The following is a 24,634-nucleotide window of genomic DNA, read 5'->3' as shown; positions in this document are numbered from 1 at the left end:
GCCGCCGCACAAACGGGTGCCGATGAATGGAGCGTGCGCTCCATTCATGGCGCCGTGGGCGGAAAGACCTTCCTGCCTTATTCCATGACGCGCAGCGAATAATCTGTCGCGCGCACGTCCTTGGTCAAACTGCCGATCGAAATACGGTCGACACCAGTTTCCGCAATCGCGCGCACCGTACCCATGTTGATCCCGCCGGACGCCTCCAGCACGGCGCGGCCATTCGTCAGTCTGACCGCATCGCGCATCATCTCCAGCGAAAAATTGTCGAGCAGGATCGAGGTAGCGCCGGCTGCCAGCGCCTCATCCAGTTCTGCCATGTTTTCCACTTCGATCTGGATCGACACACCAGCATTCAGCGCCTGTGCAGCGCGCATTGCGGCACCGACGCCGCCTGCGGCCGCAATATGGTTTTCCTTGATCAGGATGCCGTCGTACAGCGCGAGGCGCTGGTTCTGTCCGCCGCCGACGCGTACCGCATATTTCTGGGCCAGTCGCAATCCGGGCAGCGTCTTGCGTGTGTCAAGAATGGCAGCACGCGTACCCTCGATCACGTTCACATACTCGCGTGTCGCCGTCGCCACACCGGACAGGAGCTGCAGAAAATTCAATGCCGTGCGCTCCGCTGTCAGCAAGGCGCGTGCCGGCGCGTCGATCGTGCAGACTTCGCTGTCGGCAGTCATCATGGCGCCTTCCGGATAACGCCATTCGATACGAATGCGCGGATCAAGCTGGCTCATCACTCCCTCGAACCACGGCGCTCCGCACAAGACAGCTGCTTCCCGCACCACGACGCGCGCTTTCACCCACTCGTTTTCCGCTACCAGTCTGCCGGTGACATCGCCGCTGCCGACATCTTCCGTCAGCGCGGCCTGGATATTCGCCTCAAATGCGCCTGCAAGCGCTGCATCGAACGGTGCGAACGGATTTTGCAATGTGCTCATGCCGGTCCAATCCCTGCAAAAAGTTTTTGTTCTTTGGCCAAGTCGCTGCCCGGTCGCACATTGGCCTTGAGCTGTGCTGCAAATGCCAGCATGCGATCGATGGAAACGTAGGCTTTCCGGCCAATTTCCGGATCGACGTGAATTTCGTTCCGGCCCGATTCAAGCACATCGGCCAGGTTCTGCAGGCCGTTCATGGCCATCCACGGACAATGCGCGCAGCTCTTGCACGTAGCACTGTTGCCCGCGGTCGGCGCATCGATGAAGCGCTTGCCGGGTGCGGCCATTTTCATCTTGTGCAGGATGCCATTATCCGTCGCGACGATGAATTCCTGTGCATCGAGCGATTGCGCCGCGGCGATCAGTTGCGAAGTGGACCCGACGACATCGGCGAGCGCCGCCACGGACTCGGGCGATTCGGGATGCACCAGCACCTTAGCGTTCGGGTGTTCCTTTTTCAGCAGTTCCAGCTCGAGCCCCTTGAATTCGTCGTGCACCAGGCAGGACCCTTGCCAGAGCAGCATGTCCGCGCCTGTCTTTTTCTGAATGTAGCTGCCCAGATGCTTGTCGGGCGCCCACAGGATCTTCTTCCCTTGCGCATGCAGATACTCGACGATCTGCAGGCCGATCGAGGACGTCACCATCCAGTCGGCGCGCGCCTTCACTGCGGCGCTCGTGTTTGCATAGACCACGACGGTGCGATCCGGATGCGCATCACAAAATGCAGTGAACTCGTCGGCGGGACAGCCCAGATCGAGCGAACAGGTTGCGTCGAGGTCCGGCATCAGCACCGTCTTTTCAGGGCTGAGGATCTTCGCCGTCTCGCCCATAAACTTCACACCGGCGACCACCAGCGTCCGGGCCGGATGATCGCGTCCGAATCGCGCCATCTCGAGGGAATCGGAAACACATCCGCCGGTTTCCTCCGCAAGGTCCTGCAGGTCGGCATCGACATAGTAATGCGCGACCAGCACCGCTTGCTTTTCTTTCAACAGACGCTTGATGCGCTCCTTGAGCGCAGACCTTTCTGCTGGCGTAAGCGGAACGGGCACGCGGGCCCAGGCGTTGGCGACACAACTACTGCCGGAATTCATTTCCGGTCGTTCGAATTCAACGGTTTTGATAGGTGGTATCTGCATGGTATGAAGCGACAATCCGGGGACGATAGGAACGTAGAAGAAAGAGTATGAACGATAAACAAAACTTTGGGGTCGGATGACGATTTTCAAGCAATGCCAGGCGAGCCAATGCCGGATAGACCCTTCAATTCGCCGGACATTGCTTTGTGGTTTTTTTGCCTTGCCGCAGGTATATATTTACGTAAGACAAAATAGCTAGCATACTCAATCTGATAAAAATCAAGAACTAACCGAGCCATATCCATTTAACTAGGCATTCCATATATTGCCACCAAGAACAAACAGGATGGCAGAACTCTGCATGCTCCATGTCAGCATGCGTAACCATTCAGGATGCGGAAATGCGTCATTGCATTTCCAGTTGGGGAAACAATGCCTATGAGAAGCATGATTTTCGACAAGACTGACAAGGGTCGAGAGGAGATCGCGACCCGCAAGTATCAGCTTGCATCCCGCCTGCGTACCCTGCTGGTGATGGTCGACGGCAAGCAGACCGGTGATGGTCTCCTGCAGAAGATTGGCGGCCTTGGATTGAATGAAGAAAGTCTTGCCGAACTGGAAAAAAATGGCTTCATTCAAGCCATTCTTTCCGCAGTGCCGGCTCCGGAACCTGTTTCGGCTGCGCCGCAGCCGCAAGTCCAGCCCCCCGGTCCGGTACAGACAGGCACTGCCGACATTCTTCCGCCCGGTCAGACGCAGTTTGAAGCGATCTATCATTTTTACACCGAAACCATCAAAAGCACGATCGGCTTGCGCGGCTACGGTCTGCAATTGAAGGTGGAAAAGGCAGCGTCGATCGACGATTTCACTCAGCTGCGCGACCCCTATCTTGAAGCCGTACTTAAGGCAAAAGGCAAGGAAATCGCGCGCAGCCTTCGTGCCCGCCTCGACCAATTGCTCTACCTCGGCGAGGCCGCGCCGCCCACCACGACCATTATCGACCCGAACACCACTTTGCCCGAATAAGCTGCCGGGATCACGCACTGCGCAGCAGTCGCAAACTGCACTGCTGCGCTTTTCATTTCACATGTTTATTCAATGCCCTGGCTTGACAGATACTCTTCGTAGCCGCCGCGGAAATCGATCACCTCGCCGTCTCTGACCTCAAGGACGCGCGTGGCCAGCGAGGAGACGAACTCCCGGTCGTGCGATACGAAGATCAGCGTACCTTGGTACTTGTCGAGTGCGATGTTCAGGGACTCGATGGATTCCATGTCCATGTGATTCGTCGGCTCATCCATCAGCAGCACGTTGTGACGTCCAAGCATCAATTTGCCGTACATCATGCGTCCCTTCTCGCCGCCGGACAGCACCTTGACCGACTTTTTCACGTCGTCGCCGGAGAACAGTAGGCGGCCGAGGATGGAGCGCACAGCCTGGTCGTCGTCGCCCTCCTTCGTCCACTGGCCCATCCAGTCCGTCAGGCTCTTGTCGACCGCGAATTCTTCGGTCGGATCCTGCGGCATGTAACCGATGTCCGCATGCTCGGCCCATTTCACGATGCCGTGGTCAGACTTCAGGCCAGTGATTTCGACGCCGCCGAGGCAGCGCAGCAGCGTCGTCTTGCCTGCGCCGTTGGCGCCAATGATGGCAATCTTTTCACCGGCTTCGACGAGGATGTTGAAGTTGTTGAAGATCTTGCGGTCATAGGATTTCGACAAGCCTTCCACTTCCACCGCCTGGCGATGCAGTTTCTTCTCGCCCTCAAAACGAACAAACGGATTCTGCCGGCTTGACGGCTTGATATCCTCCACCTTGATCTTTTCGATCTGCTTTGCGCGCGAGGTCGCCTGGCGAGCCTTGGACTTGTTGGCCGAGAAGCGGCGTACGAATTCCTGCAACTCTGCGACGCGCTCCTTGGCTTTCGCGTTGGCCGCCACCTGCTGAGCACGGGCCTGCGATGCGGCCAGCATGTAGTCGTCGTAATTGCCCGGATAGATCTTCAGTGTCCCATAGTCCATATCCGCCATATGCGTACAGACCTGATTAAGGAAGTGTCGGTCGTGCGAGATGATGATCATGGTGGAGTTGCGCTCGTTGAGCATATTCTCCAGCCACCGAATGGTGTTGATGTCGAGGTTGTTGGTCGGTTCGTCAAGCAACAGGATGTCTGGATTGGAAAACAGCGCCTGCGCCAGCAGCACGCGCAATTTCCAGCCTGGCGCAATATTGCTCATCGGCCCTTGATGCTGGGTGAGCGGAATGCCCACGCCGAGCAACAACTCACCGGCGCGCGCCTCGGCCGTATAGCCGTCATACTCGGCAAACTTCGCCTCCAGGTCGGCGGCGCGCATGTAGTCGTCGTCGGTTGCGTCCGGATTTGCATAAATGGAATCGCGTTCATTCATTGCCGCCCACATTTCCGTATGCCCCATCATCACGACGTCGAGCACGCGCATTTCCTCGAACGCAAACTGATCCTGGCGCAGCTTGCCAAGACGCTCATTCGGATCGAGCATCACGGTTCCGGCGCTCGGCTCGAGATCGCCACCAAGAATCTTCATGAAAGTCGACTTGCCGCAGCCGTTTGCGCCGATCAGGCCGTAGCGGTTGCCATCGCCGAATTTGACGGAAATGTTTTCAAACAGCGGCTTGGGGCCGAACTGCATTGTGATGTTTGCGGTGGAAAGCACAGGAAAAAGCCTTTTGCGGAGTGAACAACGAAACCCGACATTTTACCATTCCGCGGACGAGCGCCATGCCTCTCCCCCTGTTATCGATGATGCAAGACGCAGGCAGCATGGGCGCACGTTCCGGGCCGCAGCCCTGGATTTCCTCGCCGGCAAAATCGAAACGAATATTCTGCGTGAATCACATCGAGCGCTCCTGACCGTGCTGTCGACGCAGCAAGGGGAACACGAAGTGCCGGCATGCGGTCTATTTGCGCTAGACCACGGATGAAAGTTCGCCATGACAGCAAAACCTGTTTCGCTGGAATCGGAAACGCAACGCCTGCAACTGGCTCCGGAGCTGGGCGGAAGCGTTACGGCCTGGGAATGGAAAGCTGGAGATCAGTGGATACCCTTGTTCCGGCCCTGGAACGGCGCATCCGGCGACCGCTATACCATGGCCTGCTTTCCGCTGGTGCCATGGTCCAACCGGATCACGCATGGCGGTTTTGAACACGACGGCCACTTCTATCCGATCCATGCGAACCGGGCCGAGGAACATTACCCGATCCATGGCGACGGCTGGCTGCAGCAATGGCAGGTGACAGAGCATGCCAACAACCGGCTGAAGCTCTCGCTAGAATCGCATGGCTTCGATCACAGTCCCTATCATTACCGCAGCACACAGACCTTCCTGCTCCTGCAGGACGGTCTGCAAATCGATCTCACCGTCACTCACACAGGACAACAGACGCTGCCCTATGGTCTCGGGCTGCATCCCTACTTCGCGCGCACGGCACGCACGCGACTGCAGTTCAAGGCGGAAGGCGTGTGGCTGTCGGGTGGAGATCCGATTCCCACCGAGCATGCAACCGTGTTCCCGCCCACTTGGGATTACAACATGCCGTCATCGCTCGACGGCCCGCTGATCGACAACTGCTACACCGGCTGGAACGGGAAGGCGATCATCGATTATCCCGACCGCAACCTGTCGCTCACGATGGTCATGCCCGACTGTAATGGCTATGTCCTGCTTTTCCGGCCGCCGCGCGGGGATTTTTTCTGCCTCGAACCCGTCACCCATCCGATCGATGCATTTCACATGACCGGACAGCCGGGCCTGGCGCACCTTGGGCACGGCGACAGCCTTGCCTTGAGAACGAAGTTCCTGGTTGCCCCTTCAGGCGCGATGCGCTGAGTTGCGCAGGTTGGGGTAGCCGCTCATGGTGAGCGATGCGGACGTGCCATCGGATATGAGCCGGGCCTGGCTGCCGACCGCAAGTGTGGCCTTGTCCCGCGTATGCCCGAATGGCAGCCCGGTCAGGATAGGCACGCCCAGGCGTTCGCGCAGATAGTCAAGCATCGCCGCGAAGTCGTAGCCGTTGTCGTATTCGCTTAAACGGTAATTGGAGAAATCGCCGAGCACGATCGCCTTCTGGTTCAACAGCCCTGCATGGAAAAGCTGGAGCAGCATGCGCTCAACGCGATACGGGTGTTCGTTCACATCCTCGATGAACAGGATGCCGCCATCCACGCGCGGAATGTACTCTGTTCCGGCCAGGTGCGCGAGCATGGTCAGGTTTCCGCCCCAGAGGATTCCCGAGACATCGACAGCCGGGCTTCCCTCGCTTTCGAAGGGCAATATATGCGTCGGGCTCGTCACGCACTGCCAGAAATTCTGCAGCGTGAAGTCGCTCGCCTCGACACGAGAGAAATCATCGCAGATCATCGGCCCGGCAAAACTGATTGCACCGCCTTGCGCGAGCATGGCCATGTGCAGAGCAGTGACATCGCTATGGCCGACGAACAATTTGCCGCTCGCCCCCAGCGCGGCAAGGTCAAGTTCCGGCAACAATCGCGACATGCCATAACCGCCGCGCAATGCGATGACCACGCGCACGTCCGGATCTGCAGCCGCCTGGTGCAATTGCTCCAGGCGCGCTGCGTCGGTGCCGCCGAATCGCTGAAACACCGCCGAGGGATTGTAAAAATTACGTACGCGGCATCCGAATGCTTCCAATCGTGCCGTCGCACGCTCGACGGCATTCGCATCCGCTGCATAGCCGCCCGGTGCAACGATTGCCACGCTGACGCCTGAAAGTGCCAGCTCTGCTCCCATCCCTTGCCCGGAAAATGATTCTGTCACGCGCGGCGCGCTTCCGGCTCGAGTTCGCCCTTGCAATGCGCCGCAACCAATCCGGACAATACACCATCCAGCGCAGGAGGGAAATCATGCCCCATTCCTTCGACCTCATGCAGGATGGATCGCGGTATCAGGCGCGCCGTATCGCGCCCACAAGCGACGGGCACCAGCGGATCATCCGTTCCGTGGATGACCAGCGCCGGTACCTTGATCGTGCGCAGCAGCGCACCACGGTCACCGGACGATGCTACCGCCATAATCTGCCGTGCGGTTCCGCTCGTACAGACGTTGCGCCGCACGCTGTCGGCCACGCGCTTGCGCAAGACCTCGTCCGGCGTCGGATACACCGGGCTTCCGATCACCTTGAACATGCGCACGAAATGATCGATCACACTATTCATGTCGCGGGGATTATCCGGCCGCGAAAACAGGGCATTGTTGGCGGCCATCGTCGGCCCCGGCAATCCGGGGCGTCCACTGGTCGACATGATGGAAGTAAGGGTCGAGGTGCGGTGCGGATAGCGTCCCGCGATGATCTGAGCGATCATTCCGCCCATCGATGCGCCGACGACGTGCGCCTTGTCGATACCGAGCTCGTCCAGCAGGCTCGTTGCATCCTTTGCCATGTCATAGAGGGTATAGCCGCCGAACAGCGGCATGTTGAACAGTGACTTGAAAAACGCCAGATGCAGGTTGGGCTTGCCGAAATGGTCCATCTTGGTCGACAGCCCGCTATCGCGATTGTCAAATCGGATGACGCGAAAGCCATGGTCTGCCAGACCCTTGCAGAATGCATCGGGCCATGAAATGAGTTGTAGCCCGAGGCCGGCTATCAGCAGTATCGACTCCCCCTTCGGGTCGCCCTGCAGATCGTAGGCCAGATTGATTCCGTTCGCCTGGATGGTAGGCAAGTCAAGTTCCTTCACGTTGCGCAGCGCCTGCGGTCAAGGCGCGCTTCGATACAACAATTTCTTCACACCCTTCAGTCCGCCCGCATCAAATCGCTTCCACTCCTCGCGCGATTGTGCGAGACGGTCGGCGACTGCATACAGGGCGGTCGGATTCATGCACATGCCGACATGGCTGGACTGAATCTCGATGTTTTCCGAGCGCGATGATTCCCGCTCCACACTGCAGCGCCACGCCACAACGCCATCGGTCCGGCTGTAAATCGACGTCGTAGGCACGGGCGGCGTTGTCGGCAGATGCCGGGCCCGCATGTCTTCCTCGATGCTTTGCCCGCTCGCCAGCTCGTAGAGCCGCCAGGCGTTATTGGCTTTCGGATTGCCAGCAAACGGCGTGCCTAGCGTGATCACCATGCGGACATGGTCGGGAATCTGCTTGGCGATCTCGCGGGCATAGATTCCGCCCAGGCTCCATCCGACCAGGCTGACACGCTCCTTATGACGCGCGTGAAGCTCCTGCACGCGCTCCAGGCAGCTTTCAATCACCCCAGGGCGTGGCCCAAAGTTCAATCCTTGCTCCCACGCATAGGACGCGTAACCGCGCTGCGCAATGTAATTTCGCAAAACCGTCGTGGAAAAATCTCCCATCACCAAGCCGGGAAATACGAGCACGGGATGGCCGTCGCCCGCTGGCGCACTCCGCAGCACCGGCGCTGCAAAAAACGATGCTCCAAGCTCCCAGACTGCGCGGCCTTCGAGTGCAAGCAGGAACCAGCCAGGAGGTTTCATGTCCTGCAAGTCGGGATCGCTTGGAATACGACGCACTGAAGCGGCTTGTCGCCTTGTCAGTTTACTGGATGACATGATGGATGGAACATAAAGCAAGGTGCTTGAAACAAGCATTCACTCTACACGAGCCACCGGTTCTTTGCCGGCAACTGTGCACGCCGTTCTCAATCCTTGCCGGACTCCAGTGCCGGATCGACAATGCGTTGCACCGCACGTCGACGCTCCGCAAAAAACTCCTTGAGCAGCATGCCGCATTCTTCCGCCAGCACGCCACTGACGACTTCCGTGTGGTGATTGAGTTTTTCCTGCTCGAACAGGTTAACGATGGAACCGCATGCTCCAGTCTTCGGATCAGGAGCGCCATACACCACGCGTGCAAGGCGCGCATGCATCATCGCGCCGGAACACATGGCGCATGGCTCCAGCGTCACGTAGAGCTCACAGCCCGGCAGGCGGTAATTCCCAAGGATGGATGAAGCCGCCCGCAAGGCCATGATCTCCGCATGCGCGGTCGGATCATGCGTGCCGATCGGTTGATTGAATCCTGTTGCAATCACCGTGCCATCTTTCACAACGACAGCGCCCACTGGCACCTCGCCCAATGCCCAGGCGTTGTGCGCTTGCGAGATCGCTTGCCGCATGAAAATGGCGTCTTGCATGAAGGATCAACCCTCTGTGATTTCCGCCCAGCAGTTGGGCGTCTCGTGCAGAACGAGCTTCTGCAGGCGTAGCCCCGTACCGTAACGGTCCTGGTAGGCGGTCTTGAGGATATTGAATGCGGTCTGCGCGAGGTTCTCGACGGTCGGAATGGTGCTGATGATCACCGTCTTGTGGCCGGGAATCGACTCCAGGAATTCACGCACCACCGCATCTTTTTCGTAGGCGAGGAATGCATGGTCCCAGACATCGACCAGATGCTGTTTGGCCAATGCCTTCACATCGGAAAAATCCATGATCATCCCGTTGTCCGAACTGCCCTCTTCCTGGATCACCGCACCGACGAGCGTGATCTCGAGCGTATAGCGATGGCCGTGCAGGTTGCGGCACTGGCTCTTATGGTCCGGGATGCGATGTCCTGCATCGAATTCAAGTTTGCGGGTAATGGTCAACATGGCCTTCAGGGAATTTGAAGCAGCTTGTGCGTTTGCAGGCTGAGCTTCCATTTCGGATTCGACTTGCAGATATCGATGGCAAGGCGGGTATTACGCTTCAGTTCAGGGCCGTCCATCGGCTGCACATAAAAATGGCCAAACGCAAGCGATTCGTAATCTGCGAGTGACTGACCCTCTTGGGGCACGACGACCTTCAGCTCGTTCCCCTTGCGCACGCATAATTCGGAGCCCATTTTCGGGCTGACGCAAATCCAGTCCACGCCAGCCGGCACCGGCAGCGTTCCGTTGGTTTCGATAGCAATCTCGAAGCCATGCTCGTGCATGCTGCTGATCAGCGCTTCGTCCAGCTGAAGCAGTGGTTCGCCGCCGGTAAACACCACGAACTTGCTTGCCGCGTAGCTCGAAGGCCACAAGGCGTCGATGACTTGTGCGAGGCTTTCGCTGTCCCTGAATTTGCCGCCCAGTTCGCCATCCGTGCCGACGAAGTCCGTGTCACAGAATTTGCAGATGGCGCTGGCACGATCGCTTTCCCTACCGGTCCACAGATTACAGCCCGAGAACCGGCAGAACACCGCCGGTCGCCCGGCATGCGTGCCTTCGCCTTGCAGCGTGTAGAAGATTTCCTTGACGCTGTAAATCATTCCCACTCGATCGTCGCCGGCGGCTTGCCGGAAATGTCATACACCACGCGGTTCAGGCCGCGCACTTCGTTGATGATGCGATTCGATACCTTGCCCAGCAGGTCATGCGGCAGGTGCGCCCAATGCGCCGTCATGAAATCCTGCGTCTGCACCGCGCGCAAGGCCACCACGTATTCATAGGTGCGGCCGTCGCCCATCACGCCCACCGATTTCACCGGCAGGAACACTGCGAACGCCTGGCTGGTCTTGTCATACCAGGACTTGCCTTCCTCGTCCTTCATCGCACGCAATTCTTCGATAAAGATCGCATCGGCGCGACGCAGCAGGTCCGCAAATTCCTTTTTCACTTCACCGAGGATACGCACGCCCAGCCCCGGCCCGGGGAACGGATGACGGTAGACCATGTCATGCGGCAGGCCGAGCGCTACGCCGAGCTCGCGCACTTCATCCTTGAACAATTCACGCAACGGCTCGAGGAGCTTGAGGTTGAGCGTTTCGGGCAGGCCGCCGACGTTGTGATGGCTCTTGATGGTATGCGCCGTCTTCTTGCCCTTACCGGCGCTCTCGATCACGTCCGGATAGATCGTGCCCTGCGCCAGCCATTTCGCATTCTTCAGCTTGCCGGCCTCGGCCTGAAAGACTTCCACAAACTCGCGCCCGATGATCTTTCGCTTGGCTTCGGGATCGGTGACACCGGCCAGCTTGCCCATGAACTGCTCGGTCGCGTCGACATGAATAACCTTCACGCCGAGGTTCTTGCCGAACATGTTCATCACCATCTCGCCTTCGTTGAGACGGAGCAGGCCGTGATCGACGAATACGCAGGTGAGCTGGTCGCCGATCGCGCGATGGATCAACGCTGCAGCAACGCTGCTGTCGACGCCGCCCGACAAGCCGAGGATCACTTCATCATCGCCGACCTGTTTGCGGATCGCCTCGACCGCCTCGGCAATGTAGTCAGGCATGTTCCAGTCCGACTTGCAGCCGCAGATCTCGTGCACGAAACGACTGAGGATCGCCTTGCCCTGCTGGGTGTGCGTCACTTCGGGATGGAACTGCACCGCATACAGCTTGCGTTCCTCGTCAGCCATTCCTGCGATCGGGCAATTATCAGTCGATGCCATCAGCTTGAATCCCGGCGGCATATCATTGACCTTGTCGCCGTGGCTCATCCACACCTTCAGCATGCCATGGCCCTCGGGAGTAACGAAATCGCTGATACCGTTCAGCAGAGCGGTGTGACCGCGTGCGCGGATTTCGGCATAGCCGAACTCGCGCACCTTGCCGGATTCCACCTTGCCACCAAGTTGCTCAGCCATCGTCTGCATGCCGTAGCAGATGCCGAGCACCGGCACGCCGATCTCGAACACTGCCTGCGGCGCGCGCGGCGTGTCGCCTTCCGTCACCGAGTTCGGTCCGCCCGACAGGATGACGCCGGCGGCGCCGTAATTGCGCACGAAGTCGTCGCTGACGTCGTAGGGAAAAACTTCCGAGAATACACCGGCCTCGCGCACGCGGCGTGCGATCAGCTGAGTCACTTGGGAACCGAAATCAAGAATGAGGATTTTTGAGTGCATGGAGAGCGTATAAAAAATCAGGATAAATCTGGTGTTGCCTTGACGACCCGGTTGCGCCCCGCATCCTTCGCGGCATAGAGCGCCATGTCGGCTCGGCTGATCAATTCTTCCGTCGTTGCGGTCGGGAACAAGTCCGTCGACGCAACACCTGCGCTGATCGTCAGGTTCAAGCTTGTGCCGGCAATGGCTTCCGGCTGCGATGCGATCGCCACCCGCATCCGCTCCGCGACCGCCATGGCCGTCGAATGCGAAGACCCAGGCAGCACGATCAGGAATTCTTCGCCGCCATATCGCCCGAGCGCTTCCTGTGGCCGTATGCAGGAACGCAGGCGGCTTGCCACCTTGACCAGCACCGTGTCGCCGGCCGGGTGACCGTAGGTGTCATTGATCTTCTTGAAGAAATCAAGATCGACCACGATCAGTGACAAAGGCTCGCCGGCCTTGTCGCACCGGATGGCTTCGATCGTCAGGATGCGCATGATAGCGCCCCGGTTCCAGGTTCCGATCAGCGGATCGATCAGCGACCTGCGCCGCAGGTTCTTGTTCTTCTTCTGCAGGTCGAGTTGCGACGCGTTGGCGTGGCGCAAATGCAGTTCCCGCTCGACCAGCGCTGCCAGGTCCGCCAGCAACAGCAGCTCACGCTCGCGAAATGCCGGCCGCGTCGAATAGTCTACCAGGCTCACACTGCCCGCCAGCGTCCGGTCCACATTGTAGACCGGGTGCGTTGCATAAAAGCGGATATACGGGGCACCGGCCACCGAGCGGTGCTGCCCTAGCGAAGCATGATTGCGCGCGTCCTGCACCACTACTGGTGATTCCTGCAGCGGCAGGCTGTAGCAGAATGCCGTCTCGATGGACTCGATGGAACGGCCGCCGTCGGCAAACGTCGGCGGCGCGTCGCCGAACTTGATCACGCAATTCGCCACGTCGAAAAGCGTCTTTCCGATGCGGCTGATCCGCAGCATTTCCGGATCAGCTTCGCCATTCTGGATATCGGCCTGCCCCGGACGCAGGATCGACATGTCTGTCCGCTTGGCGCTATCCACGTGCGTCATCGCGCTGAATGCGTGCGGAAATTATTCCGCACGGTAGTTCGGCGCTTCTTTCGTGATTTGCACGTCATGGACATGCGATTCGCGCATGCCCGCCGACGTGATTTCGACGAACTCGGCCTTCTCCCGGAACTCATCGATCGTCGCGCAGCCGCAGTAGCCCATGGAAGAACGCACGCCACCGACCAACTGGTACAGGATCGCCAACACGCTGCCCTTGTAAGGCACGCGCCCTTCAATGCCTTCGGGCACCAGCTTGTCGGCATTGCTTGCAACGTCCTGGAAATAGCGGTCGGCAGAGCCTTCGCTCATCGCGCCCAGGCTGCCCATGCCGCGATAGGACTTGTAGCTGCGGCCTTGATACAGGATCACTTCACCCGGCGCTTCTTCGGTGCCGGCGAACATGCTGCCCATCATGACGCTCGACGCGCCAGCGGCCAGTGCCTTGGCGATATCGCCGGAGAAGCGAACACCGCCGTCCGCGATGCAGGGGACGCCAGCTGACTTGAGTGCTTCCGAAACATTGGAAATTGCCGTGATCTGCGGCACGCCGACACCTGCCACAATACGCGTCGTGCAGATCGAGCCGGGGCCGATACCGACCTTGACGCCATCCGCACCATGTTCGACCAACGCCCGCGCAGCGGCCGCCGTCGCGATATTGCCGCCGATCACGTCCACTTGCGGATAATTCGCCTTGACCCATTTGACGCGCTCAAGCACGCCGCGGGAATGTCCATGCGCCGTATCGACCACGATGACGTCCACACCCGCCTTGACCAGCAGGTCGATGCGCTCGTCGTTGTCCGGACCAACACCGACCGCCGCGCCGACGCGCAGCTTGCCATGCTCGTCCTTGCAGGCATTCGGATGGGATGTGGCCTTCTGAATATCCTTCACCGTGATCAGGCCGCGAAGCTCAAATTCGTCGTTCACCACAATCACACGCTCCAGCCGATGCTTGTTCATCAGCCGCTTCGCTTCGGTGAGGCCGGCGCCTTCTTTCACGTAGACCAGCTTCTCGCGCGGCGTCATCTTGGCGCGCACTTCCGCATCCAGTTCTTCCTCGAACCGCAGGTCACGGTTGGTGATGATGCCTACTACGGTCTTGCCCTCGACCACAGGGAATCCGCTGATGCCATGTTGTTCCGACAGCGCGATCACATCGCGAATACGCGTCGTGGGGGGAATCGTGATCGGATCGCGCACTACACCGGATTCGAAGCGCTTGACCTTCGCCACTTCACGCGCCTGCTCCCTGGGCTTGAGATTCTTGTGCACGATACCGATGCCGCCCTCTTGCGCCATTGCGATTGCGAGCCGCGATTCGGTGACCGTGTCCATCGCCGCCGACAGCAACGGAATGTTCAGCGTGATGTTCCGCGTCAGGCGCGTTTTGAGGGAAGTGTCTTTGGGGAGAATGTCCGAATGTGCCGGAACGAGCAGCACGTCATCGAATGTGAGTGCTTTTTGGAGTAGACGCATAGTGATTCCTATAGGCGCAAAAGCGGATTATACAGTAATCCACGGAAGGCGTTGTTTTTGCGTACTTTTTTCGCCTGAATCGCCCCTTTCGCCGATTGACATCCCCGGCAAAGCATGGCGAAATCCCCAATATGTTCCTGATGCAAGGATGCCAATGACGCACTTTCCACTTCGACGCCTGGCCGCGTCGGCAATTGTTTCCATTATGCTTGGCATGGCTGGTGCCGCTGCTGCGCAATACGTATGGTTAGACGAACAAGGTATCAAGCAGTTTTCCGACATGCCGCCCCCAGCTTCAGTGCCAGCGAATCGCATCCTCAAGCAACCCAAAGACGCACAGGCACCTACATCCGCACCAGCCGATCATGCCGCCAACGTCGCACCGGGCAAGCCCGAGATGACCGTCGCAGAGAAGAATGCCGATTACCGGAAACGGATGGCCGAGCAGGCTGAAAAGGAGAAAAAAGCGGCCGACGAAGCGCGCGTTGCTGCGGAAAAGACCAAGCAGTGCGATCGGGCACGCGAATACATCCGGACGCTGGAATCCGGCGCACGTATTGCGCGCGTCGACCAGAACGGGGAGCGCGCCTACTTGACGGATGAGCAACGCGAACGGGAACTGCGCGACGCAAGGCAGGTGCTCACGAACTGCAAGTAAGCCACGAGTCTGCGCAGCGGACTCAGGCAAGGGAAAATCAGCGCCCTTTTGCCTCTTCCTTTTTCACGGCACGCTTGCGGCGTGACTCTTTGGGGTCAGCAATCAGGGGCCGATAGATCTCGATCCGGTCACGGTCCCGCAGTAACGTGTCAAGCGCCTTGAGCTTTCCGTACACACCGACGCGCAAGCGCGACAGGTCGATTTCCGGCCAGTCGTGCAACACCCCGCTGTGTTCGATGGCAGACTGCAAGGTTGCGCCTTCCGGCACCACCACATCACGCAACGTCTGCGCTTCCGGTCTTGCATAGCAGACCTGCACCCTGATATCAGCCATATACCGTCTCCGCCCGCTTGCAGAAGGAATCGACGAAACTGTTCGCAATCATGTTGAACACCGGGCCGATGATTTGCTCCAGCACCTTGCTGGAAAACTCATACTGCAAGTCGAATTCAACCTTGCACGCATCCGACCGCAAGGGCTTGAATGTCCATTTCCCATCGAGATGCTTGAACGGCCCTTCGATCAGCAGCATGCTGATGGATGTCGGCGGCGTATTGATGTTCTCGGTGGAGAAGGATTGCTTGACACCATGATAGTTGATGGTCATCGAAGCAATCACCTTGTCGCCTTCCTGGTGCTTGACTTCCGCGCCGCCACACCACGGCAGGAACTTTGGATAGTCGTCGAACTTGCTCACCAGTGCGAACATCTGCTCGGCGCTGTAACCGAGCAATACGGACTTATGTACGACAGCCATTGGAAATAAACCGTTTGATAAAATACGAGATTCGAATTTTAACTGACCTGTCCTGTTTCCCACATTCATGAGCATTGTTGACAATAAAAAAGCCTTCCATGATTACTTTATCGAGGAGCGCTTCGAGGCAGGGATGGTTCTGGAAGGGTGGGAGGTCAAGTCGATTCGAGCAGGGCGTGTCCAGCTCAAGGAATCGTATGTGATCGTTCGCCAGGGAGAAGTTTTCCTGTTCGGCGCCCATATCAGCCCCCTGCCCACCGCTTCGACACACATCAATCCGGATCCGGTCCGGACCCGCAAACTGCTGCTTAATGCTGACGAAATCAAGAAACTGATTGGCAAGGTAGAGCGCGCAGGCTACACGCTGGTTCCAATCAATCTGCATTACAGCAAGGGCCGTATCAAATGCGAGATCGGCCTTGCCAAAGGCAAGAAGCAGCATGACAAGCGCGAGAGCGAAAAACAGCGCGACTGGCAGCGCGAGCAACAGACGATCCTGAAACAGAACCGCCGCTGATCGTTATCGGCCGCAGGCTCACACCCGCTGCTGCGACTTCACCACCTGCATTGCGCTGGCAATCAGGCCGCTGATGTCGCTCATGTTGGCGGGCACGATGATGGAATTGTTGGTCTTGGCGAGCTGCGAAAAAGCGCTGACATACTGCTCCGCCACTTTCAGGTTGACGGCGTCGGCCCCACCCGGTTCGCGAATCGCCGCCGCAGTTTTGCGCAAGGCTTCCGCACTCGCTTCAGCAATGGCGAGGATGGATGCGGCCTGGCCTTGCGCGCGATTGATCGCCGCCTGCTTTTCGCCTTCTGACCTGGCAATTGCGGCTTCACGCTCGCCGCTCGCAATGTTGATCTGCTCCTGCTTTCGACCTTCCGATGCCGCGATCAGCGCACGCTTCTCACGCTCCGCGGTGATCTGCGCCTGCATGGCATGCAGGATCTCCTTTGGCGGTGTCAGGTCCTTGATCTCGTAGCGCAGCACCTTCACGCCCCAGTTGGCGGCCGATTCATCGATGGCATTCACGATCGCACGGTTGATGTAGTCTCGTTCCTCGAATGTTTTGTCCAACTCCAGCCGGCCGATCACGGACCGCAGCGTCGTCTGTGCCAGTTGCGTGATGGCGGCGATATAGTTGGATGAGCCATACGATGCGCGCATCGGATCTGTAACCTGAAAGTACAGGATTCCATCCACCTGAAGTTGGGTATTGTCTTTGGTGATGCATACCTGGCTCGGTACATCGAGCGGAATTTCCTTGAGCGAATGCTTGTAGGCGATGCGATCGATAAACGGCAGGACGATGTTCAGTCCCGGCCCGAGAGTCGCATGATATTTGCCAAGACGCTCCACCACCCAAGCATGCTGTTGCAGCACAACGTTGATGGTCTTCACGACGAATACCACGGCCACAATGAAAATAACCAGGCTCAAGGTCCCGAAGCTCATTTCTCCTACCCATCCTTTCTTCTTATTTCTCGTGGTTGGCAACGATAAGGCGGCTGCCCCTGACTTCACGGATCACAAACGTCCCTACCTCAGGGCGGGCGCCGTGTTCGAGTTCGACGTCCCAAAGCGCGCCACGGTACATGGTCCGGGACGTTCTTGCCTCTCCCGCGACGCCGGACCAGGCATCGACGTGAAGTGTCTGTCCGATGTCGAGATTCACATTGGGATCGCGGGCCGCGTGGCTTCGCGGAAGCCTTCCCCACTTGCTGCGCCTTAGCGCAGCGGTGGAAAAAATGCCGACGAGCGCCGCGACCACCATTTGAATGTTACCCGCAAGACCGGCCAATGTAGCGACACCACCAGCGGCAAGGCCAATACCGATCATCAGCAGGTAGAACGTCCCGGTGAACATCTCGAGGATCACCATCACGCCCATCAGTATGAACCACACCATCCAATCGGCCATATCACGCCCTCTCGTTCTCTATTATTGTTTTTCAATCATATTCCAAAAACAAAAAGCCCCTGTGACCCAAAGGGAAACAGGGGCGCAATACACACAAGTACTGCTGTTTTTGTTGGTTGTTGTTCGATGACAAGTTGGCTCAAGTCTAATCCAAAATGCCTTGGCTTCAAACGGTTTTCCACCCGCTTTTGCCGTCGCACAACAGCAGACTGCCAAAATGAAAAACGCGGGCAGTGCGCCCGCGTTCTCGTAGGAAAAACCCTTACGCGCTCTCTAGAATCAGCGTGCTGATGCCAGCTTTTGCCATGTATCGATCACGGTATCCGGGTTCAGCGAAATCGAGGCAATGCCTTCCTTCATCAGCCATTCGGCGAAGTCAGGATGATCGGAAGGTCCCTGTCCGCAAATACCGATGTACTTGCCTTGTGCGCGGCAGGCTGCAATTGCCTTCGAGAGCAAGGCGCGTACTGCCGGATCGCGCTCATCGAAATCCGCGGCCAGTAATTCCATGCCGGAGTCGCGGTCAAGACCGAGTGTGAGCTGGGTCAGGTCATTCGAACCGATCGAGAAGCCATCAAAGAATTCGAGGAACTGATCGGCCAGAATTGCGTTGGACGGCACCTCACACATCATGATGAGACGCAGACCGTTTTCGCCGCGACGCAGTCCATTTTTCCCAAGCAGATTCACCACCTTTTCGGCCTGGCCGAGCGTCCGCACGAACGGCACCATGATCTCCACGTTGGTAAATCCCATCTCATTGCGCACGCGCTTCATCGCCTGGCATTCCAGTTCGAACGCCTCGGCGAAATCTGCAGCGAGGTAACGTGCCGCACCGCGGAAGCCGAGCATCGGGTTTTCCTCGTCCGGCTCGTAACGTGATCCACCAATCAGCTTCTTGTACTCGTTCGACTTGAAGTCGGACAAACGAACAATAACGGGCTTCGGCCAGAACGCGGCGGCAATCGTCGCCACTCCTTCAGCGAGTTTGTCGACATAGAACGCCTTCGGTGAAGCATGGCCGCGCGCCACCGATTCGACTGCCTTCTTCAGGTCAGGGTCGATCCCTGGATACTCCAGGATAGCCTTCGGATGCACGCCGATATTGTTGTTGATGATGAACTCCAAACGTGCGAGACCGACGCCACCATTCGGAATCGACTGGAAGTCGAAAGCGAGTTGCGGATTACCGACGTTCATCATGATCTTCAGCGGCAATTCCTGCAGTTCACCACGAGACACTTCCGACACTTCGGTCTCCAGCAGGCCGTCATAAATCCTGCCTTCGTCCCCCTCGGCGCAGGACACGGTCACCAGCGTGCCATCTTTCAGCATGTCGGTCGCATTGCCGCAGCCGACAACTGCCGGAACGCCCAGTTCACGCGCGATGATCGCTGCATGGCAGGTACGGCCGCCACGATTGGTGACAATCGCCGATGCCCGTTTCATCACCGGCTCCCAGTTGGGATCGGTCATATCCGCCACCAGCACGTCGCCAGGCTGCACTCGCTCCATTTCCGACGGATCGTGAATGACGCGGACCGGGCCCGCACCGATCTTCTGGCCGATGGCGCGGCCGGACGCGAGCACGGTTCCGGTACTCTTCAGCTTGAAGCGCTGCTGCGCATCGGTCGATTTCTGCTGCGACTTTACCGTTTCGGGGCGCGCCTGCAGGATGTACAACTTCCCGTCGCGGCCATCCTTGCCCCATTCGATATCCATCGGACGGCCATAATGCTTTTCGATGATGACGGCATATTTCGCCAGTTCGACCACTTCCTGGTCGTTCAGCGAATAACGATTGCGCATCTCGATGGGTACGTCCACCGTCTTCACGGAGCGGCCAGCCTTGGCCTCGCCGGTGAATTCCATCTTGATCAGCTTGGAGCCGATATTGCGACGAATGACCGGCGACTTGCCCTGCTCCAGCATCGGCTTGTGAACATAGAACTCGTCCGGATTCACTGCACCCTGCACGACGGTTTCACCCAAGCCATAGCTGGACGTAATGAAGACTACATCCTTGAAGCCGGATTCGGTGTCGATCGTAAACATCACGCCGGCAGCTCCGACGTCGGAGCGCACCATGCGCTGCACGCCGGCCGAAAGCGCCACCTCGGAATGCGTGAAACCCTTATGCACCCGATACGAGATCGCGCGGTCGTTGTACAGCGACGCGAAGACGTGCTTGATCGCCTCAAGAACATTGTCGATGCCAACCACATTCAGGAAAGTCTCCTGCTGCCCCGCGAACGACGCATCAGGCAAGTCTTCCGCTGTGGCGGAAGACCGAACAGCAAACGACATTTCGGCGGTCGAATCTGCCACCAGGCGCTGGTAAAACTCGCGGATCTCCTGTTCAAGCCGCGGCTGGAACGGGGTCTCGCAAATCCACTGGCGGATTTCTGCACCGGCTTGTGCCAGCGCGCGTACATCGTCGATGTTCAGCGAAGCCAGACGGTCGGCAATGCGCTGGCCGAGCGTCGCCCCGCTGCCGGCGCTATATGCAAGAAAGTCACGAAACGCTTGTGCGGTGGTTGCAAAGCCGCCAGGAACGCGAACGCCAGCGCCAGCCAGTTGGCTGATCATTTCACCGAGCGACGCATTCTTGCCGCCGACGGACTCGACGTCCGTCATACGCAAATTTTCAAATGAAGCTACGTACGTAGCCTCCTGGGTCGCCCCGGTTGAGAGTACCGTTGACATAACTACCTCTGTTTTGATGATGGAAAATCTTCATATCCGTCGTCGCCACCCGGTTCTTTTTGTTATTCTTCGTGGGCGCGAAGTGATGTATTCGAATTGATTGTCATTTTACAGTGCCCGGCAGAATCCTGTCGCACACTGAAGAACTTTTCATGCTTTATATTTGGTCAACATTATGCCAGACTTGTCCGCACCTCACCTGCCACCTGCCGATCGCACCGTATTTTTTGTTTCGGACGGGACCGGAATTACTGCGGAAACCTTTGGCCATTCGGTGCTGACGCAATTCGAATTGCGTTTCAGGCAGATCCGCCTGCCATTTATCGACACCCTCGATAAGGCTTACGAAGCGCTTCAGGAAATCAATGAAGCATGTGAACGCGACGGCAAGCGCGCAATCGTTTTTTCCACGTTGGTCAAGGCGGAGTTGTCCACTGTCATCCGTCGTTCGAAGGCCATGCACATGGACCTGATCCAGACGTTTGTCGAACCGCTGGAACAGGAACTCGGCGTCAAGTCGACCCATACGATTGGGCGAAGCCACAACATTGCCGACTCCGCGGACTACAAGAATCGGATCGAGGCGATCAATTTCTCGCTGGCGCATGATGATGGGCAATCGAACCAGAATCTTGCTGCGGCAGATGTGATCCTGGTCGGTGTCTCCCGTTCGGGCAAGACGCCAACCAGTCTTTATCTGGCCATGCAGTACGGGGTAAAAGCAGCAAATTACCCTCTGATCCCGGAAGATTTCGAGCGTGGCAAACTGCCTCGCGACCTGCTGCCTTACAAGAGAAAGATTTTTGGTCTCTCCATTGCTCCCGACCGCTTGTCTGAGGTCCGGAATGAACGGCGACCAGGGAGCAAATATGCTTCGTTGGAAAATTGCCGGTATGAAGTGAATGAGGCCGAGAAAATGATGCAGCATGAAAGCATCCGGTGGATGTCTTCAACTGCAAAATCCATTGAGGAAATTGCAACAATGATCTTGCAGGAAATCAAGTCGGAGAATCCCTCGTATTAGATCCTGTGCCAGGAGCGTTGCTCGCGCACAAATTATCTTTTTTCCTTTGTCTTACGAAAGCCGTTCCGCTCACGCGCAACGGCTTTTTTGTTTCCTCGCGATTTCGATCAGGAACTTCAGAGAAAAAGCTTACACAAAGCTTACAAATTGGGTATAAATAAACGAAGGAGAATGGAGGCACGAATGGATTTCATGCTACTTGAACTGGTTTTGTGGGGCGGGTTGTTGTTTTTCTTCTGGGCATTAAAAGACGGCTTGGGAAACGTTGAGTCGGACATTGAGTCGCTTGGACTCTTGTCAAAGAACAAGCGCGCGGAGCAAGCCCAGCAAGACTCCGGGATCATCCGACCGGAACGGGTGTCCGATCCGATCGGAAGCTATCGCGACAGCGCCATCTACCGTTATGCGGTCATTCAGGGACGTATGTATCAGTTTGACCGGATTTGCCCGCTCGAAAGTGAAATGAAGCTGGAGCCTGGAGAGCGCTACGTTGCGCCGGGGTTGGTTTATCAGGAGTGCCGCGAGACGTCAGCAGACGCCATTTGACTGCGAGTCCGAGGCCGCAGAAGGATCGGAGAAGTACCGCAGCGCCCCCTAGCCCACAACTCTTTGCCGCACCTGCTCAAAAAAGCAGACCGCGGCACTCGCCGCAACATTCAGCGATTCAACCTGCCCAAGGTGCGGAATCGACACTCGGGAGGTCGCCAGCCCGAGCAACTCATCGGACACGCCTTGCCCTTCATGGCCGAACAGCCACGCAACCGGCCTAGCCAGATTGACATCATAAATGCGCTGCTCCGCGTGCGAACTGGTAGCAAGCACCGGAATCGTGGCAGAGCGCACCAGCGAAGCAAGATCGACGTTTTCATTAATCCTGAGCAGAAAATGCGCTCCCATTCCTGCGCGCAGTACCTTTGGCGACCATGCGAGCGCCGTGCCCTTGCTGCAAAACACGCTCTCGATTCCGGCCGCGGCCGCGCTGCGGAGAATCGAACCGAGATTACCCGGGTCTTGCAGATTGTCCAGAAGGACCGCTGAGCCGGACAGCTTTTCAGGCATTGCAGCTTGTGGCGTCTCAATAACAAACAGCAAACCGATACCATGCTCGACCTGGCTCACTGCTTGATACATCGGCTCGGGCAGGCTGATGCATGTCACACGTGCCGCCTCGCAACGCTCAACTATTTCTGCCACTTCTGCATGTGTCAGCGAATTCTCGCTGACAATGCATATCGGAGGCATGCCGATACATTCCAGATAGGACTGGCACAGGTGCGTTCCATCCAGCAGCGTGCGCCCTGCCTTGCGACGTGCCTGTGAGCTGGTCGCCAGGAGTTTCAGCTCCTTGTACAGTGGGTTGTCCCGCGATGTAATCGTCTTCATGTCTGGATCCGCGCGCGGCGCTCGTATGCCCGCTCCTGCGCGTTTACGATCAACTCACGTACCGGCGCGTACGATTTGCGGTGTACGGGTGATACACCGTGAATACGCAGGCGTTCCAGATGCAAGGGCGTAGGATAACCCTTGTGCTGGTCAAAGCCATATTGCGGATATTCCAGATGCAAGGCCATCAGCGCAGCATCGCGCGCGGTCTTGGCAAGGATGGAGGCGGCAGAAATAGCGGGAATCTTGTCGTCGCCTTTGACGATGGCCTCCGAACGGATCGGCATCACGGGGCAGCGATTGCCATCAATCAGGGCCAGTGTCGGCACAACTTTGAGCCCTTCGACGGCACGCCGCATGGCGAGCATGGACGCCTGAAGGATATTGAGCGTGTCAATTTCGCTTTCGGAGCATTGTGCGATCGACCAGGCCAATGCATCCGCCTTGATCTGGCCGGCGAGAATATTGCGCCGCGCTTCTGTCAGTTTTTTAGAGTCTCTCAGGCCTTCGATCGGCTTTGCAGGATCAAGGATGACGGCGGCCGCGAAGACAGCTCCGGCCAGAGGCCCGCGTCCGGCTTCATCCACGCCACATATCAACTCACCGGAATAATCGAAAAGCGGCAGACTTGAAATATCCATTTTCATACGTCCGCCGTACGTCCGATCAGTTTCAGGACCGCCTGAGCGCTTTCCCGGGCGGTATCGCGCAATAACGCGTGGTGCATTTCGGTAAAGCGTTCGTGAAGGCGTGCACACAGCGCAGGGTCTTCAAGCTGCTTCCATAGCGCGTCCGCAAGCGCCTCGGGTGTTGCTGCATTCTGCAGGAATTCAGGCACAACAAACTCCCGGGCAAGAATATTGGGCAATCCCACCCACGGCTGGTAGCCCATGTGCCGCAGGATCTCCCAGGAAGCGCGCATCATCTTGTAGGCAATCACCATCGGTTTCTTGAATAACGCCACTTCAAGGGTCGCGGTACCGGATGCAACCAACACGCTGTCGGCCGCTGCAATTGCAGCGTGCGAGCGGCCTGCAAGCAACTGAACAGGCACATCTGCCAGTCCTGCCTTCGAAACCAGTTCCTCGAAATAGGCCTTTTGCCTGTCGCCCGCCATAGGCACGACAAAACGAATGGAAGGATCTCGCTGCGACAACAAGCGTGCCGTGCCGATGAACGCAACTGTGTTGTACTTCAGTTCGGACATGCGGCTGCCCGGAAGAATGGCAACAACGCGCGCGTCGGGTGGCAACCCGAGTTCGAGGCGCGCAGCGGTCACGTCCGGTGCCATCGGAATTACTTCCGCGAGCGGATAGCCGACGTAGGTCACAGGAATACCGGCCTTACGATAAATCTCTTCCTCGAACGGAAACACGACCAGCATATGCGATACCGCACGCGCAATTTTCTTGATCCGTCCACCGCGCCAGGCCCAGATCGACGGACTGATGAAATGCATGGTCGGAATTCCGGCCTGCTTCAACTGGGACTCCAGCCCGAAATTGAAATCCGGAGCATCCACACCGATGAAGGCTGCCGGTTTTTCCGCCAGCAACTGGTCGCGCAGGCTGTTCTGGATTCCCTTGATTTCCCGGTAATGCGCAAGAACTTCAAACAGGCCCCGCACCGACAGCTTTTCCATCGGCCAGTCGCTACGAAACCCATACTCCGCCATTCGGGGACCGCCGATGCCATGGATCAACGCATCGGGGATGTGCGGCCGCAAACCCGACAGCAGGCGGCTCGCAAGCAGGTCACCCGAACTTTCTCCAGCGACCATCGCAATGGAA

At 57.9% G+C, this 24,634-nt stretch carries 26 protein-coding genes; 6 read left to right on the top strand and 20 right to left on the bottom strand.

The window, feature by feature from the left end:
• Nucleotides 1–77: 77 nt before the first annotated feature.
• Together nadC and nadA are read right to left on the bottom strand one after the other, a co-directional pair.
• Complete coding sequence (gene nadC / locus VJ698_RS16910) at nucleotides 78–944, bottom strand: carboxylating nicotinate-nucleotide diphosphorylase (RefSeq protein ID WP_324103955.1); 867 nt, start codon at nucleotides 942–944, stop codon at nucleotides 78–80.
• Complete coding sequence (gene nadA, locus VJ698_RS16905; RefSeq protein WP_324103954.1) at nucleotides 941–2,080, bottom strand: quinolinate synthase NadA; 1,140 nt, start codon at nucleotides 2,078–2,080, stop codon at nucleotides 941–943. The genes nadC and nadA overlap by 4 nt, the downstream gene beginning before the upstream one ends.
• A 387-nt stretch (nucleotides 2,081–2,467) precedes the next feature.
• On the opposite strand from nadA, the gene VJ698_RS16900 reads away from it, so the two are divergent.
• Nucleotides 2,468–3,046: a hypothetical protein gene (locus VJ698_RS16900; protein ID WP_324103953.1), complete on the top strand. Its 579-nt coding sequence runs from the start codon at nucleotides 2,468–2,470 to the stop codon at nucleotides 3,044–3,046.
• A 65-nt stretch (nucleotides 3,047–3,111) separates the two neighbouring features.
• On the opposite strand, the gene VJ698_RS16895 is transcribed toward VJ698_RS16900, so the two are convergent.
• Nucleotides 3,112–4,713, bottom strand: a complete 1,602-nt coding sequence (locus VJ698_RS16895) for an ABC-F family ATPase (RefSeq protein ID WP_324103952.1) — start codon at nucleotides 4,711–4,713, stop codon at nucleotides 3,112–3,114.
• Nucleotides 4,714–4,990: 277 nt separating this feature from the next.
• Between VJ698_RS16895 and VJ698_RS16890 the strand changes: the two genes are divergently transcribed.
• Nucleotides 4,991–5,887, top strand: coding sequence for an aldose 1-epimerase (locus VJ698_RS16890; protein WP_324103951.1), 897 nt, complete (start codon nucleotides 4,991–4,993; stop codon nucleotides 5,885–5,887).
• Here VJ698_RS16890 and ldcA read toward each other — a convergent pair.
• From ldcA to guaB, 9 genes are all read right to left on the bottom strand, one after another.
• Nucleotides 5,870–6,775: a muramoyltetrapeptide carboxypeptidase gene (gene ldcA, locus VJ698_RS16885; RefSeq protein WP_324103950.1), complete on the bottom strand. Its 906-nt coding sequence runs from the start codon at nucleotides 6,773–6,775 to the stop codon at nucleotides 5,870–5,872. The two genes, VJ698_RS16890 and ldcA, sit on opposite strands and share 18 nt — an antisense overlap.
• Before the next feature lie 56 nt (nucleotides 6,776–6,831).
• Nucleotides 6,832–7,743: an alpha/beta hydrolase gene (locus VJ698_RS16880; RefSeq protein ID WP_324103949.1), complete on the bottom strand. Its 912-nt coding sequence runs from the start codon at nucleotides 7,741–7,743 to the stop codon at nucleotides 6,832–6,834.
• Between the two features lie 33 nt (nucleotides 7,744–7,776).
• Complete coding sequence (locus VJ698_RS16875; RefSeq protein ID WP_324103948.1) at nucleotides 7,777–8,562, bottom strand: esterase/lipase family protein; 786 nt, start codon at nucleotides 8,560–8,562, stop codon at nucleotides 7,777–7,779.
• Nucleotides 8,563–8,690: 128 nt separating this feature from the next.
• Nucleotides 8,691–9,185, bottom strand: a complete 495-nt coding sequence (gene tadA, locus VJ698_RS16870; RefSeq protein WP_324103947.1) for a tRNA adenosine(34) deaminase TadA — start codon at nucleotides 9,183–9,185, stop codon at nucleotides 8,691–8,693.
• Between the two features lie 6 nt (nucleotides 9,186–9,191).
• Nucleotides 9,192–9,638, bottom strand: coding sequence for a 6-carboxytetrahydropterin synthase QueD (queD, locus tag VJ698_RS16865; RefSeq protein WP_324103946.1), 447 nt, complete (start codon nucleotides 9,636–9,638; stop codon nucleotides 9,192–9,194).
• A gap of 5 nt (nucleotides 9,639–9,643) precedes the next feature.
• Entirely contained in the window at nucleotides 9,644–10,279 is a 636-nt protein-coding gene (gene queE / locus VJ698_RS16860) for a 7-carboxy-7-deazaguanine synthase (protein WP_324103945.1), read from the bottom strand.
• The gene (guaA, locus tag VJ698_RS16855; RefSeq protein ID WP_324103944.1) at nucleotides 10,276–11,856 is read right to left on the bottom strand and encodes a glutamine-hydrolyzing GMP synthase; all 1,581 of its coding nucleotides are present in this window, start codon (nucleotides 11,854–11,856) and stop codon (nucleotides 10,276–10,278) included. Before guaA ends, queE begins: the two co-directional genes overlap by 4 nt.
• A gap of 17 nt (nucleotides 11,857–11,873) precedes the next feature.
• Nucleotides 11,874–12,878: a GGDEF domain-containing protein gene (locus VJ698_RS16850; protein WP_324103943.1), complete on the bottom strand. Its 1,005-nt coding sequence runs from the start codon at nucleotides 12,876–12,878 to the stop codon at nucleotides 11,874–11,876.
• Between the two features lie 54 nt (nucleotides 12,879–12,932).
• Nucleotides 12,933–14,393 carry an IMP dehydrogenase gene (guaB, locus tag VJ698_RS16845; protein WP_324103942.1) on the bottom strand — a complete coding sequence of 487 codons (1,461 nt, stop codon included), beginning with the start codon at nucleotides 14,391–14,393 and terminating at the stop codon, nucleotides 12,933–12,935.
• A gap of 1 nt (nucleotide 14,394) precedes the next feature.
• Here guaB and VJ698_RS16840 point away from each other — a divergent pair, with 1 nt between their 5' ends.
• Nucleotides 14,395–15,051 (top strand): DUF4124 domain-containing protein, encoded by a 657-nt coding sequence (locus VJ698_RS16840; RefSeq protein ID WP_324103941.1) that lies wholly within the window; start codon nucleotides 14,395–14,397, stop codon nucleotides 15,049–15,051.
• Nucleotides 15,052–15,088: 37 nt separating this feature from the next.
• On the opposite strand, the gene VJ698_RS16835 is transcribed toward VJ698_RS16840, so the two are convergent.
• Both VJ698_RS16835 and VJ698_RS16830 read right to left on the bottom strand, forming a co-directional pair.
• Nucleotides 15,089–15,385, bottom strand: coding sequence for an RnfH family protein (locus tag VJ698_RS16835; protein WP_324103940.1), 297 nt, complete (start codon nucleotides 15,383–15,385; stop codon nucleotides 15,089–15,091).
• The gene (locus tag VJ698_RS16830; protein WP_324103939.1) at nucleotides 15,378–15,809 is read right to left on the bottom strand and encodes a type II toxin-antitoxin system RatA family toxin; all 432 of its coding nucleotides are present in this window, start codon (nucleotides 15,807–15,809) and stop codon (nucleotides 15,378–15,380) included. Before VJ698_RS16830 ends, VJ698_RS16835 begins: the two co-directional genes overlap by 8 nt.
• A gap of 67 nt (nucleotides 15,810–15,876) precedes the next feature.
• Here VJ698_RS16830 and smpB point away from each other — a divergent pair, with 67 nt between their 5' ends.
• Nucleotides 15,877–16,326: an SsrA-binding protein SmpB gene (smpB, locus tag VJ698_RS16825; protein ID WP_324103938.1), complete on the top strand. Its 450-nt coding sequence runs from the start codon at nucleotides 15,877–15,879 to the stop codon at nucleotides 16,324–16,326.
• 18 nt (nucleotides 16,327–16,344) lie between these two features.
• Here the strand turns inward: smpB and VJ698_RS16820 are convergent, their stop codons facing one another.
• From VJ698_RS16820 to ppsA, 3 genes are all read right to left on the bottom strand, one after another.
• Entirely contained in the window at nucleotides 16,345–17,265 is a 921-nt protein-coding gene (locus VJ698_RS16820) for a stomatin-like protein (RefSeq protein WP_324103937.1), read from the bottom strand.
• A gap of 22 nt (nucleotides 17,266–17,287) precedes the next feature.
• Nucleotides 17,288–17,731 carry an NfeD family protein gene (locus VJ698_RS16815; RefSeq protein WP_324103936.1) on the bottom strand — a complete coding sequence of 148 codons (444 nt, stop codon included), beginning with the start codon at nucleotides 17,729–17,731 and terminating at the stop codon, nucleotides 17,288–17,290.
• A 279-nt stretch (nucleotides 17,732–18,010) separates the two neighbouring features.
• On the bottom strand, nucleotides 18,011–20,368 hold the full coding sequence (gene ppsA / locus VJ698_RS16810) for a phosphoenolpyruvate synthase (RefSeq protein ID WP_324103935.1): 2,358 nt from the start codon (nucleotides 20,366–20,368) through the stop codon (nucleotides 18,011–18,013).
• Nucleotides 20,369–20,612: 244 nt separating this feature from the next.
• On the opposite strand from ppsA, the gene ppsR reads away from it, so the two are divergent.
• Nucleotides 20,613–21,461 (top strand): posphoenolpyruvate synthetase regulatory kinase/phosphorylase PpsR, encoded by an 849-nt coding sequence (gene ppsR / locus VJ698_RS16805; RefSeq protein ID WP_324103934.1) that lies wholly within the window; start codon nucleotides 20,613–20,615, stop codon nucleotides 21,459–21,461.
• A gap of 183 nt (nucleotides 21,462–21,644) precedes the next feature.
• A complete protein-coding gene (locus VJ698_RS16800; RefSeq protein ID WP_324103933.1) occupies nucleotides 21,645–22,007 on the top strand; it encodes a hypothetical protein in 363 nt (120 codons plus the stop codon).
• A 48-nt stretch (nucleotides 22,008–22,055) separates the two neighbouring features.
• Here VJ698_RS16800 and VJ698_RS16795 read toward each other — a convergent pair whose 3' ends face one another.
• From VJ698_RS16795 to lpxB, 3 genes are read right to left on the bottom strand one after another with little or no spacing between them, the layout of a single operon-like run.
• Nucleotides 22,056–22,844, bottom strand: coding sequence for an RNA methyltransferase (locus tag VJ698_RS16795; RefSeq protein ID WP_324103932.1), 789 nt, complete (start codon nucleotides 22,842–22,844; stop codon nucleotides 22,056–22,058).
• Nucleotides 22,841–23,491 carry a ribonuclease HII gene (gene rnhB / locus VJ698_RS16790; RefSeq protein WP_324103931.1) on the bottom strand — a complete coding sequence of 217 codons (651 nt, stop codon included), beginning with the start codon at nucleotides 23,489–23,491 and terminating at the stop codon, nucleotides 22,841–22,843. Before rnhB ends, VJ698_RS16795 begins: the two co-directional genes overlap by 4 nt.
• Complete coding sequence (lpxB, locus tag VJ698_RS16785; protein WP_324103965.1) at nucleotides 23,488–24,624, bottom strand: lipid-A-disaccharide synthase; 1,137 nt, start codon at nucleotides 24,622–24,624, stop codon at nucleotides 23,488–23,490. The genes rnhB and lpxB overlap by 4 nt, the downstream gene beginning before the upstream one ends.
• Nucleotides 24,625–24,634: the final 10 nt, after the last annotated feature.

The organism is Noviherbaspirillum sp. (genome assembly GCF_035254685.1).
Classification (GTDB): Bacteria; Pseudomonadota; Gammaproteobacteria; order Burkholderiales; family Burkholderiaceae_D; genus Noviherbaspirillum.
The sequence above is the reverse complement of the archived record's forward strand: the minus strand, read 5'-3'. Positions and strand labels throughout refer to the sequence as shown.